The sequence below is a fragment of the Polynucleobacter sp. 86C-FISCH genome (genome assembly GCF_018882415.1).
Lineage (GTDB): Bacteria > Pseudomonadota > Gammaproteobacteria > Burkholderiales > Burkholderiaceae > Polynucleobacter.
Genome location: NZ_JACVOL010000001.1, coordinates 1,463,405 through 1,476,161, shown reverse-complemented (window position 1 = coordinate 1,476,161; position 12,757 = coordinate 1,463,405). Strand labels below are relative to the sequence as shown.

Below are 12,757 nucleotides of genomic sequence, written 5' to 3'. Positions count from 1 at the left end.
TCAAAAAAGGGTGACTCAAAAGATTTCTAATGACTACCACTGGGACTTCAGCTCAAATCCATTTGGGTTGAAGCTTAAATTTGCCGAAGCACCAACAGGTAAAGTTAATTTATTCGCCTGATGCCCAAATGGAAGACCAGTCAAGATTGGAGTCTCTTCTGGCAAACGCTTGCGAATCGCCTCTATAGCACGCTCCCACGAATAACCTTTATCGTTATCGTACAAACGGTAAGCGGAGAATCCGCCCAGCAGAATAGCGCCCTGATTTGCAAGTATTCCCGCATCCAGAAGCTGCATCATCATTCTCTCAATCCGATAAGGATGCTCATTAACGTCCTCAAGAAACAAGATACCGCCTTGCGTTTGCTTATTGCTAGGAAGGTAAGGTGTGCCAACCAAACCCGCTACAACAGTTAAGTTTCCACCCCATAGCAGACCTGTGAGGGAGTTAGTCTTTGCTTTACCCAAGAAAGCTTGCGGGGCTGATACTTCACATTCCAGCTTGCGGCCTTCAATAGCACTTTGAAAATGCTGCCACATGAAGGCATCTGGCACTACTGGAGCACCATCATCCCCAAGCCGCCCAAAGTCATAATTAAGCATTGGTCCAGCTAATGTCATTGCACCTGTTTTTGCCAATAGACCCAGCTGAAATACGGTGAAGTCACTATGACCGCATACTTGCAAACCATTTTGAATTGCTTTTGCAATCGCGCTCCACTCAATGCCTGGGAGCAAGCGATGAAGGCCATAACCGCCACGCATTGCCATCACTAAGGCACGTGGATCTGCATTGGATAAGTGATTGAGCTCCGCAAGACGCGCGTCATCACTCCCTGCAAATCGCTCATAAACTCGATTCACACAATCTGTGTTTTCTACAGTAATGCCTTGACCCTCTAACCAATTGATACCAGCTAGAGGGCTTTTGCTATCTAAACTTGCTCCAGATGGAGCAATCAGGTGAATGGATTTCAACGTCGTCCCTTAAAAAAATCGCGCAACAACTGACCGCACTCTTCACTCATGATGCCACCTTCTACGCTAGTCTGATGGTTAATTTGCTTAGAAGCAAAGATATCTAAAACACTGCCTGCTGCGCCTGTCTTAGGATCTGACGCCCCATAGACCACACGATCAATCCTAGCATGGAGCATAGCTCCAGAACACATTGCACATGGTTCTAGAGTGACATAGAGAGTACTGCCTGGAATACGGTAATTTTCTTCAGCCAAAGCGGCATCTCTTAGAGCCAGCATTTCAGCATGTGCACTAGGATCGTGGTTTGCAATTGGCTTATTAAAAGCTTTGGAAATAACTTGGCCATCTTTGACCAATACAGCACCTACAGGAACCTCACCTGATTGCGCTGCCAATTGAGCTTGCTCAATTGCCATGCGCATATATTGCTGGTCAAGCTCAGCTTGGGTCATTTAGGCAGAGTGAATATCAGCCCAACAATTGGGCGTCTCGTAAAGACGAATAGATGAAAGCTCTAAGCGACCACCAAAAGCCTTGCTAAATACAGGTTGCAAAATGGCAAACGCTGCATTAGCAAGATTTTCTACAGTAGGTACATGCTCCATGATGACGGTCTTATGGTTAGGCAATGTCGCCAAGAAAGCAACCAATCCCTCATCCTCTTTTGCCACTAAAAATGCATGGTCCCACAACTCAACAACGTATTGATTGGTTAAACGTTTGATATCGCCAAAATCCAACACCATTCCGTCATCCGCTTTGCCAGGATGATCTGCCACCTCACCAGTTAACGTCACCTCTATTGCATAGCGATGCCCGTGAAGATGACGGCACTGTCCATCATGATTCGGAATGCGGTGGCCAGAGTCGAACTCGAGGCGGCGGGTAATGGAGATGGCTGGTTGTTTATTTGTCATGAAGTGCTCTTTTAATATATTTTCGCTTAGCTTATTACCGAATCCCAATCAGTTTATGAGACTGCAGACTCAATCTCCATAAAGGGCGTTTTTGACATAAGCTTACGGCCAATTCTGTATTACTTTTCAGGTCTGGCCCATCCATGGGCTGCAAGAAGCGATTGCGATAGTCCATCTTCTCAAAACGAGCCATGATCTTTTCTAAATCCACATGATCCTGTTGTGGAATAACTAGCTTTAGCTCGTCCGCTTGCAAAACAATTAAATCGGAACCTGCTTTAGGGCTTACACAAACCCAATCCACACCCTTGGGAACTTTCATCGTGCCATTGGTTTCAATAGCGATTGCAAAACCTTTGTGGTGAAGCGCTGCGATTAATTCGTCATCTAATTGGAGAAGCGGTTCGCCACCAGTAAAAACTACATAACGTTGCTGAGGTCCCGCAGAAGTGCTACGCCATGCAGTCTCAATTGCATCCGCAAGAGAAATAGCAGTATCGAACTTACCGCCACCGAAACCATCACTGCCGACAAAATCGGTATCGCAGAATTGGCAAATGGCAGTAGCGCGATCTTCTTCGCGACCGCTCCATAGATTGCATCCAGCAAAGCGGCAAAATACTGCCGCCCTACCAGCATGGGCACCTTCGCCTTGGAGGGTGGGAAATAGTTCTTTTACGGTATACATAGCAATGCACCTATTTTAAGCGCTTTGCTCACTTCCAGGAGATTAACTCCCACTCCTGGAAATCCTCCCAGTAGGCATTGGCCCAATATACGCCTGGGGTAATGTAGCGTCCAGAGCTTCTGCGAACCACCCACCGACCAATCTCCGGCGAAAACCATAACTCCTCACTCCGAATATTGCCAACCCTAAAGACGTCGTTACTGACAAAATACGGCATTTCATTATTGACTCGCAATACTAAAAACTCACCAGCAGGAGATTTAATGCGCTCCCACTGGGTTGCATCCATGCTAAGACCCCAGTAATAAGTGGATCCAGGATAAGAAAGAACCTCATATTGGGTGGTGAAGAATTTATTCCAACCAACCTGCAATTGCTCGGGCCACAAAGGTATGGCTTTAGTAAATTTCTGAGGAGGCTGCCAGTGAGCATCTTGAATGACATATCCCCAAGGCGACTGGATTTCATCTGGCAGTGGTCCCGCCTTAACTCCGGAGCGACTAATACGAACCTGATCGCCAACCGATATCACCCTCTCGGTGACAGTGTCCACAATCTCTTGGTTGAAAACATTGCGAACTTGATAGACCCATTCTTGACCAATCTTTGGCGTTCTTACTGCCGGGGGTGGCATAGGTTGCGCCTCAAGTCGACCTCTAGGAGCAGGTTGAGAAGAAATGCAACCCACCAGCAAAGCTGGTAGCGCTATCAAAAGTAACCTGCGGAAGGTATTTACTTGTATGAAGTCAGCTGCCATTGATAACTATCTTCTAAATTAGGCATGCCTAATTGCCCCTGAATCATGTATGAACCGGACGACTCTTTGGCGACCCAACGACCAATACTAGGGGCAAACCAAATGGTTTGCTTACGAATGCAATTGACTTTGTTGTCATCATTACTCTCGAAGTTAATCAGGTTCTGATAACGTAAAGTTAAAAAGGTTCCCGCAGGAACGGTAATTTGCTCCCAACCATGTGCACTCATATATTCTTGCCACCCATAAGCATTTTCAGAGTAACCGCCTAAGCTATATTTGGTATTCAATTGCTTGCTCCAGCTTGACGTCAGCTCCTCAGGCCATAGGGGAATCGGTGGCTTGAAGCTCATGAGACGTGGCCATGATGTATCTAATTGCACTACGCCCCAAGGTCCTTGTATCTCACTTGGCAATTGACTGCCATCCTCATCTCTGCGCTCTATCACAATAGTTGAGCCAACACTTGCGACTCTTTCTGTAATTACTCCGCGGATCTTGCCGTCGAAAACATCACGCTTGACATATGTCCACTCCTGCCCAACTTGAGGTGCTCTCACGCTTGGAATAGGCTTTGGTTGCGCAACAGGAGTACCCCTTTGATAGGCTAAAGGCACGCCACAAGCGACAGGCGCTAAGGCAGCTGATGCAATAAAAGTACGACGCGATAAATTCATTTTCTTCTCCCGCATTAATCTTATTACTTCACGAAATTATTTTAAGTCTGAGGCCTGCGATCAGACTATCGGTACAGAGCATTCTCTATGAAATTCTTAGGGACAGTTGTCTTTGGAATAGTAATTCCCAAACCATCAAACCAGGACTGTGCTTTGATATCAAAGCCCACACCATGCATATAGTTATAAAGTGCCTTCCTCAAGCCCTGTCCTAATAAATCATGATCTACCCCTGCAGGGTCGATAAAGGAGACATCATTCTTAGCAAAAGTGATTTCGGGCAAGGGCACTAATTCAATTCCATACTCTTGTGGATTTAGCCCTACCGGAGAATGGACTGTGCAGATAAATCGGTGAAAGAATCCGCTTTGGATGCAGCCGCTCTCAAATAACTGCCTTACATACTCCAAAGCATCCACTGTTTCTTGCACAGTTTGAGTTGGGAAACCATACATCAGATATGCGTGCACCAAAATGCCTGCATCTGAGAAACCTTTGGTCACTTGAGCAACCTGCTCGACTGATACACCTTTTTTCATCAGATTCAGCAAGCGATCAGAAGCCACTTCAAGGCCACCTGACATAGCAATGCAACCACTCTGAGCCAGAAATTCAGCCAATTCTGGTGTGAAGGTTTTTTCAAAGCGAATATTGCCCCACCAAGAAATGACAACTTGACGACGAATAAGCTCCTCCGCCAAAGCCTTTAATACTTTTGGTGGCGCAGCTTCGTCTACAAAATGAAAGCCTGTTTGCCCAGTCTCAGCAACAATTTGTTCAATACGATCTACCAACAAACTCGCTGATGCAGTTTCGTAGCGAGAGATATAGTCAAGCGATACATCGCAGAAGCTACATTTCTTCCAATAACACCCATGCGCAACCGTAAGCTTATTCCAGCGACCATCGCTCCATAAGCGATGCATGGGATTGAGCATATCTAGAAGCGATAGATAAGAATCGAGAGGCAATCCATCCCAGGTAGCAGTTCCAACTTCCTCGAAAGGTATATCTGGCTCCTGCCAATTGAGGTATTGCACTTGATTTTTCGCATTGCGAATAAATGTACGCACCAATCTCTCAACAGAGCGCTTGCCAGCAAGATGATCTAGCAAGGCCAATAGCGGCCTTTCGCCAGAATCCAAGGTAATGAAATCAACGTAATCAAATATGCGAGGTTCAGAGAGCTCTCGCAACTCTGTATTGACATACCCGCCACCCAATGCAATCTTGATTTCTGGGTAAGCGCTTCTAATCACTTGAGCAATGCGTAAGGCTGCATACATTGCACCAGGAAATGGGACCGATAAAAGGACTAGGCTCGGCTGATGGCGCTCAATGGCTTGGTTGGTAAGCGCCTGCAAATGCATATCCATCAGCGTTGGCTTGGCATTAAGCGCATCCGCTAAGGGTGTGAAAGTAGGCTGGCTGCTTGCAAGTGACTCTGCATAGCGCACGAATTCAAAACGTTCGTCAACGGCATCACGTAAAACATCGGAAAGATCATTGAGATAAAGGGTTGCTAAATGACGCGCTCGATCTTGTGATCCAAGAGCACCAAAGGCCCAAGACAAGGAATCGCCAGCCTCCTCTTCATCAAACGCATCAAGCGATGAAAAGCGTGGTCCTTCAGGCAAAAAAGTTCGGCTATTAATACGATGGCTCAGGGTGCTATCGCGCCCCTGCAAGAAAGTAATTACTGGCGAGATTGTGGATTGATACGTAGGAAAGTAATCTAGAAAAAAGTTGACACTTGCACTACGATTCTCTTCAGGCATGCTGAGAGCTTGAGCATGAATTTCTGCCAAACCCTCGGGTGTAAAGAAACTGAGCACCAGAGCCAAAGCCAGATCCTCCTGTACAGCATCAATACCACGCGATCGCAAAAATCCCGTAAGGTAAGCCGTAGAGGGATACGGGGTATTGAGCTGTGTCATCGGAGGGATGAGGCTTAATACCTTCATGTGGCTATGCTCCAAGGAGACTTAACTCTTCAGACGTAAAGCCCGCTTGCTTGCGAGCCTCGATATTGAATGGTCCTTTAAGAACGGGTGCTCGATATTTCTCTGCTAATTCTCGATAAGCGACGATCGGAGATAGATTATCTTTAGAGCATAAGAAATTAAACCAGCGATTACCAATCAGCACGTGGCCGATTTCATCATTGAGAATAATCTCTAGAATCTCAACAGCGCGCACCTCTTTAATTTGCTTAAAGCGATCTCGAATTGAAGGAACCGCATCTAGCCCTCTTGCCTCCATTGTTCTAGGAACAAGCGCCATTCTGGCAATGACTGAATCCGTTGTTCTTTCAACCATCTCCCACAAACTATTGTGAGCCGGAAAATCGCCATAAGTAAATCCAAGCGAATGCAAATGCTCATTAACCAAGCTGAAGTGATAGGCCTCTTCTTTGGCAACCTTCAGCCAGTCTTCATAGTATTCCTTGGGCATATCTGGAAAACGCCAGATCGCATCCAAAGCCAAATTCATGGCATTAAATTCAATATGAGCTAAGGAGTGCAATAGGCCTGCCCTGCCTTCGGGCGTATCCATTCTTCTTTTGGGAACTAATTTAGGAGGTACGAGCTCCGGCTTTACTGGGCGACCAGGAAGAATGAGATCTTGAGAATCAATCTTGCGAGAAGTATCAAGAGTCACGCGCTGCTGTTGATATTCATCAAACAACTCAAGCAACTGACTTGCTTTAGTCTGCGCATCAGAGCTTGCTAGGATTGCGAGTGCTGTTGCTCGTAACTCAAACATAGGAATTAGCAGGCTGATTTAGCCCGCCCCTTATTCCCACTCAATCGTTGCTGGTGGTTTTCCACTGATATCGTATACAACCCGATTGATGCCACGCACTTCATTAATGATGCGATTAGAAACCTTACCAAGCAATTCATGTGGCAGATGAGCCCAATGTGCAGTCATAAAGTCTTGGGTTTGAACCGCGCGGAGAGCAACAACATATTCATATGTTCTACCATCACCCATCACACCAACAGACTTCACCGGCAAGAAGACAGCAAATGCTTGGCTAGTAAGGTCATACCAAGACTTCTGACTTGCTTCGTCGATCGTATTGCGTAATTCTTCGATAAAGATTGCATCAGCACGCTGCAAAAGACTAGCAAACTCAGCTTTCACTTCACCCAAGATTCGGACACCAAGGCCAGGACCAGGGAAAGGATGGCGATACACCATCTCACGAGGCAAACCTAAAGCAACGCCAAGTTCACGCACTTCATCTTTAAATAGTTCGCGTAATGGCTCGAGCAATTTGAGATGCATGTCTTCAGGTAAGCCGCCTACGTTATGGTGACTCTTGATCGTATGCGCGCCCTTCTTGCCCTTACCAGCAGATTCAATCACGTCTGGATAAATAGTTCCTTGAGCAAGCCACTTTGCATTCTGAATTTTTCCAGACTCCGTTTGGAAAATTTCAACGAATTCTTTACCAATAATTTTGCGTTTTGCTTCCGGGTCAGCAACGCCAGCCAATTCACCCATAAAGGTTTCTTTGGCATCGACACGAATGACCTTCACACCCAAATTGCGTGCGAACATTTCCATCACCATATCGCCTTCATTGAGACGAAGTAAGCCATGATCAACAAATACACAAGTCAGCTGATCACCAATAGCTCGATGAATTAAGGCTGCGGCAACACTGGAGTCAACTCCGCCAGACAAACCCAAGATGACTTCTTCATCACCCACTTGTTTGCGAATGTTCTCAACTGCTTCAGCAATGTAATCACCCATCACCCAATCAGGCTTGCACTTGCAAATCTCATGTACAAAGCGCTCAATGATTGCAGTGCCTTGGATGGTGTGAGTTACTTCTGGATGAAACTGGAACGCATAGAAACGACGCTCTTCATCAGCCATACCCGCAATAGGGCAAGACTCAGTTGATGCCATCAATTTGAATGACGGAGGCAATGTAGTAACAGAATCTCCATGACTCATCCACACTTTGAGAATGCCATGGCCTTCGCTAGTGGAGAAATCCTGAATACCTTTAAGCAAATTGGTGTGGCCATGCGCACGTACTTCAGAGTAACCAAACTCACGAGCCTTACCCAATGACTCAGCGGATGCAACAGCTCCACCCAATTGAGTGGCCATCGTTTGCATGCCGTAGCAAATACCCAATACAGGAACGCCAAGCTCAAAAACAATTTGTGGCGCACGTGGACTGCCGTCTTCAGTTACTGAGCTAGGTCCGCCAGAAAGGATGATGCCTTTGCCGCCCTGCTCTTGAATGAACTTACGGATAAATTCAGGATCACAATCGTAGGGATGGATCTCAGAATAGACTCGTCCATCGCGTACACGTCTTGCAATAAGTTGGGTTACTTGTGAACCAAAGTCGAGAATCAGTATTTTGTCGTGCACGAAAGAAACGGCCTTTATTTCAGCTTTTTTATTTGTTAATCGATATGGTAATTTGGCGCTTCTTTAGTGATCTTCACATCATGAACGTGCGACTCACGCACACCAGCTGAAGTGATCTCTACAAAATTGGCTTTCTCATGGAGCTCATCAATGGTTTTGCAGCCAAGGTAACCCATGGAGGAACGAATACCGCCAGTAAGCTGATGCAAGATCGCTAATACGCTGCCCTTATACGGTACTTGACCTTCAATTCCCTCCGGCACAAGCTTCTCAGCATTCGCAACAATGTCGCTTTGGAAGTAACGATCGGCAGATCCATCAGCCATCGCGCCCAAAGAACCCATACCGCGATAACTCTTATAAGAACGTCCTTGATACAAGAACACTTCTCCAGGAGCTTCTTCAGTACCAGCAAACATGCCGCCCATCATTACAGAACTAGCGCCAGCTGCCAATGCTTTTGCAACGTCACCAGAGTAACGTACACCACCATCAGCGATCAATGGAATACCTGTACCTTTAAGCGCAGTCGCCACATTCACAATTGCCGTGATTTGCGGAACACCCACACCAGCAACAATACGAGTTGTACAAATAGAGCCTGGGCCAATACCCACTTTCACACCATCTGCTCCATGATCGGCCAATGCTTTAGCGGCATCACCAGTAGCAATATTGCCGCCGATTACTTGCACATGAGGATAGTTTTTCTTAACCCACTTCACGCGATCTAAAACACCTTGGCTATGACCGTGTGCAGTATCTACCACAATGACATCAACACCAGCGCGCACTAACAACTCAATACGCTCGTCATTATCAGGACCAACGCCTACCGCCGCGCCCACGCGCAGCTTGCCTTCGCCGTCTTTACAAGCATTTGGATGCTCGGTAGCCTTCAGAATATCTTTAACGGTAATTAAGCCGCGCAATTCAAACTTGTCGTTAACGACCAATACGCGCTCTAAACGATGCTGACTCATCAAGCGTTTTGCTTCTTCTAATGAGCAACCCTCTTTGACAGTAATCAAACGCTCACGTGGAGTCATTTTGCTTTTGACTGGCGCATCCAAGTCTTCTTCGAAACGCAAATCGCGGTTAGTAATAATGCCAACCACTTCTTTGCCAACGAGAACTGGAAATCCAGAGAAACCATGTTCACGAGAAAGCTGAATAACTTGACGCAAAGTGACATCTGGGCTGATGGTGATTGGATCACGCAGCACACCAGATTCGTAGCGTTTAACTTTCGCTACTTCACGCGCTTGCTCAGCAGGCTTTAAATTTTTATGAATGATGCCAATACCACCTTCGCTGGCCATGGCAATTGCCAAACGACCTTCGGTCACGGTATCCATAGCTGCGGACACCAATGGTGTATTGAGTGAAATTTCTCGAGTTAACTTACTTGCCAAGCTGGCATCTCGAGGAAGTACCGATGAATAGGCCGGTACGAGGAGCACATCGTCAAAAGTGAGTGCTTTTTGAATGAGTCGCATGCAAAACCCCTAGTCGCAAAAACCGATTATAGCCTCCTAGCCTTTCTTTTAGCTGCGGCAGCCTGGAATTTGGCATCTTGGTTCTGGTTGGCCTTTTTACGCCGAACCGTCTTAGGGTCTATTAATAAGGGTGAGTAAAGCTCCAGGCGATCGCCGTTATAAATGGGGCTATCCCAGTCTTTGCGCTTCCCAAAGACCCCAAAGCAGCCCTTTCTGGCCAAAACCGGGTCATCAACTCCGCTGGCAATTCCAGCCCTAACTAAAGCCAATCCCACTGTTGCTAACTGACCTTCGTCCAAAAGCAGCTGAAACGGCTTGAGTACAGGCTCCCCCTGCCTAGCATCGCAAAGAATGAGGTTAATTACGCGCTCAGCCATAGAGCTCTTCAGCGCGCTTCACAAAACAATCCACAAAGGTGCCGGCTATATGACCAAAGACTGGTCCAATAATCTTGTCTAGGATGACACTCTTAAACTCCCAGTGCAGCTTGAACTCAACCTTACAAGCATCATCTCGTAAAGGAATAAAGTTCCATTGCCCCGAAAAATGCTTAAACGGGCCGTCCACAAAGACCATATCAATGGTTTCCGGGCGATGATTCACGTTACGCGTATGAAAGTACTGGGTAATGCCCTTGAAATGAATATTGATTTTGGCATCAAGCACAGTCTCGGTCTGCTCAAAAATTTCCACGCCGCCACACCACGGCAGAAACTCAGGATAGCGGGCAACATCTGTCACCAAGCCATACATGCGGTCGGCTGATTGGCCAATTAAAACGGTCTTGTAGACGTCTGCCATAATCGTTCTTGAGAGCTAAATAAATATGAGTATCGTCGATAACAAAAAAGCCTTCTTTGATTATTTTATCGAGGAGCGCTTTGAGGCAGGGCTTGTGCTGGAAGGCTGGGAAGTAAAAGCCATCCGCGCAGGTCGCGTGCACATCAAGGAAGCGTATGTCGTCATTCGCAAGGCGGAGCTATTCCTGATTGGCTGCCATATCACCCCACTCCTATCGGCCTCAACCCATATCGTGCCTGATAACACCCGCACCAGAAAACTACTGCTCAACGCCATTGAAATCCGTAAACTCATTGGAAAAGTAGAGCAAAAGGGCTATACCCTCGTCCCGCTCAACCTGCACTTTTCCAAAGGGAATGTGAAGTGTGAAATTGGCCTAGCTAGAGGCAAAAAACAGCATGACAAACGTGCGGCCACGAAAGAGCGTGAGTGGGAAGTACAAAAGGGACGCATTGCCAGAGGCGATTTAAACGCTTAATAACCCTAAAACTGGGGTAGACTGGCTTCAGGGCTAGTATCTGAGCATTTATGCACTAATTCGGTGCAATACGGCACCAAGCCGCTTCAAATCATTTATTCCAGCTTTTATAAAGGCATTAGTTTTGTAACTATGAAATTGCCTTTTGACGAAATGCTCGACGCCGCAGGCAAAGCGCGTCCCCACTACCAAATCTTTCATAACTGGCTGAAACAGCAAAGTGACACCCTTATGGGTCTCAAGCGTGCTGAAGCCGACCTCATCTTTAGGCGAGTAGGCATTACTTTTGCCGTCTATGGTGACGACCTAGGCTCAGAAAGAACCATTCCTTTTGATCAAGTGCCTCGCATCTTTACCGCTAAAGAGTGGGAACAACTTGAAGCAGGTTTACGCCAACGCGTTAAAGCGCTCAATCGCTTCATCTATGACGTGTATCACGATGAAGAAATCATCAAAGCGGGCATTGTTCCTGCTGAACAGATTTATAACAACGCGCAATACCGACCAGAGATGCGCAATGTAAGCGTACCGCGCGACATCTACGCACAAATTGCCGGCATCGATATCGTGCGCGCAGGTGAAGGCGAGTTCTACGTATTAGAAGATAACTTACGCGTTCCGTCCGGTGTTTCATATATGGTTGAAGATCGTAAGATGATGATGCGACTCTTCCCTGACCTCTTCCAAAAATATCGCATTGCGCCAGTTGAGCACTATCCCGATCTATTATTGGAATGTCTTAAGTCTGTAAAACCTGATGATGTTAAAAAACCAAACGTAGTTGTACTCACCCCTGGCATGTATAACTCTGCTTACTTTGAGCACAGCTATCTTGCACAGCAGATGGGTGTTGAGTTGGTTGAAGGTAAGGACTTATTTGTAAAGAACGAACAAGTCTTTATGCGCACTACCCAAGGCCCTGAAAGGGTCGATGTGATCTACCGCCGTGTAGATGATGACTTCTTAGATCCATTGGCGTTTCGCTCCGACTCCACCTTAGGTGTTGCGGGACTCCTATCCGCGCATCGCGCTGGTAATGTGACATTAGCCAACGCGATTGGAACCGGTATCGCTGATGACAAGTCAATCTATCCATATGTTCCCGAGATGATTGAGTTCTATCTTGGTGAAAAACCCATTCTGAATAATGTGCCAACCTTCCAGTGTCGCAAGACCGATGATCTGGCATATACCTTAGCGAACCTAGAGAAGCTGGTAGTAAAGCTTACTCATGGTGCTGGCGGTTATGGCATGTTAGTGGGTCCAGCCTCTACTAAAGCTGAGATTGAAGAATTTAGAACGCACCTCATCGCCAATCCAGATAAATATATTGCTCAGCCTACCTTGGCGCTTTCTACTTGCCCTACTTTTGTAGAGTCAGGCATTGCTCCAAGACATATCGATTTAAGACCCTTTGTACTGTCAGGCAAAACCATCAAGATGGTGCCAGGTGGATTGACTAGGGTTGCTCTCAAAGAAGGTTCTTTAGTAGTGAATTCCTCCCAAGGTGGCGGAACTAAAGACACCTGGGTGCTAGAGAAATAAGGAAAGAGTA

At 46.6% G+C, this 12,757-nt stretch carries 14 protein-coding genes; 2 read left to right on the top strand and 12 right to left on the bottom strand.

The window, feature by feature from the left end; genetic code table 11:
- Positions 1 to 33: 33 nt before the first annotated feature.
- The 12 genes from ICN10_RS07475 to ICN10_RS07420 all read right to left on the bottom strand — a co-directional run bounded on the left by ICN10_RS07475 (position 34) and on the right by ICN10_RS07420 (position 10,724).
- Positions 34 to 978 (bottom strand): LD-carboxypeptidase, encoded by a 945-nt coding sequence (locus tag ICN10_RS07475; RefSeq protein ID WP_216214238.1) that lies wholly within the window; start codon positions 976 to 978, stop codon positions 34 to 36.
- Positions 975 to 1,433: a tRNA adenosine(34) deaminase TadA gene (tadA, locus tag ICN10_RS07470; RefSeq protein WP_216214236.1), complete on the bottom strand. Its 459-nt coding sequence runs from the start codon at positions 1,431 to 1,433 to the stop codon at positions 975 to 977. Before tadA ends, ICN10_RS07475 begins: the two co-directional genes overlap by 4 nt.
- Positions 1,434 to 1,898, bottom strand: coding sequence for a 6-carboxytetrahydropterin synthase QueD (queD, locus tag ICN10_RS07465; RefSeq protein ID WP_216214234.1), 465 nt, complete (start codon positions 1,896 to 1,898; stop codon positions 1,434 to 1,436). It abuts the gene before it with no gap.
- Between the two features lie 34 nt (positions 1,899 to 1,932).
- Positions 1,933 to 2,586, bottom strand: a complete 654-nt coding sequence (gene queE / locus ICN10_RS07460) for a 7-carboxy-7-deazaguanine synthase (protein WP_216214232.1) — start codon at positions 2,584 to 2,586, stop codon at positions 1,933 to 1,935.
- A 28-nt stretch (positions 2,587 to 2,614) separates the two neighbouring features.
- Positions 2,615 to 3,343: a hypothetical protein gene (locus ICN10_RS07455; RefSeq protein ID WP_216214231.1), complete on the bottom strand. Its 729-nt coding sequence runs from the start codon at positions 3,341 to 3,343 to the stop codon at positions 2,615 to 2,617.
- A complete protein-coding gene (locus tag ICN10_RS07450) occupies positions 3,319 to 4,020 on the bottom strand; it encodes a hypothetical protein (protein ID WP_216214229.1) in 702 nt (233 codons plus the stop codon). The genes ICN10_RS07455 and ICN10_RS07450 overlap by 25 nt, the downstream gene beginning before the upstream one ends.
- Positions 4,021 to 4,085: 65 nt before the next feature.
- Positions 4,086 to 5,984, bottom strand: a complete 1,899-nt coding sequence (locus tag ICN10_RS07445; RefSeq protein WP_216214227.1) for a radical SAM protein — start codon at positions 5,982 to 5,984, stop codon at positions 4,086 to 4,088.
- A 4-nt stretch (positions 5,985 to 5,988) separates the two neighbouring features.
- Positions 5,989 to 6,786 (bottom strand): ferritin-like domain-containing protein, encoded by a 798-nt coding sequence (locus tag ICN10_RS07440; RefSeq protein ID WP_216214225.1) that lies wholly within the window; start codon positions 6,784 to 6,786, stop codon positions 5,989 to 5,991.
- 30 nt (positions 6,787 to 6,816) lie between these two features.
- On the bottom strand, positions 6,817 to 8,424 hold the full coding sequence (gene guaA, locus ICN10_RS07435; protein ID WP_068321816.1) for a glutamine-hydrolyzing GMP synthase: 1,608 nt from the start codon (positions 8,422 to 8,424) through the stop codon (positions 6,817 to 6,819).
- A 35-nt stretch (positions 8,425 to 8,459) separates the two neighbouring features.
- On the bottom strand, positions 8,460 to 9,923 hold the full coding sequence (guaB, locus tag ICN10_RS07430) for an IMP dehydrogenase (RefSeq protein ID WP_216214223.1): 1,464 nt from the start codon (positions 9,921 to 9,923) through the stop codon (positions 8,460 to 8,462).
- Positions 9,924 to 9,949: 26 nt separating this feature from the next.
- Positions 9,950 to 10,300, bottom strand: coding sequence for an RnfH family protein (locus ICN10_RS07425; RefSeq protein ID WP_216214221.1), 351 nt, complete (start codon positions 10,298 to 10,300; stop codon positions 9,950 to 9,952).
- On the bottom strand, positions 10,293 to 10,724 hold the full coding sequence (locus tag ICN10_RS07420) for a type II toxin-antitoxin system RatA family toxin (RefSeq protein ID WP_068321826.1): 432 nt from the start codon (positions 10,722 to 10,724) through the stop codon (positions 10,293 to 10,295). The genes ICN10_RS07425 and ICN10_RS07420 overlap by 8 nt, the downstream gene beginning before the upstream one ends.
- A gap of 25 nt (positions 10,725 to 10,749) precedes the next feature.
- On the opposite strand from ICN10_RS07420, the gene smpB reads away from it, so the two are divergent.
- Both smpB and ICN10_RS07410 read left to right on the top strand, forming a co-directional pair.
- Entirely contained in the window at positions 10,750 to 11,202 is a 453-nt protein-coding gene (gene smpB, locus ICN10_RS07415; protein ID WP_068321829.1) for an SsrA-binding protein SmpB, read from the top strand.
- Positions 11,203 to 11,334: 132 nt separating this feature from the next.
- Positions 11,335 to 12,747 (top strand): circularly permuted type 2 ATP-grasp protein, encoded by a 1,413-nt coding sequence (locus ICN10_RS07410; protein ID WP_216214219.1) that lies wholly within the window; start codon positions 11,335 to 11,337, stop codon positions 12,745 to 12,747.
- Positions 12,748 to 12,757: the final 10 nt, after the last annotated feature.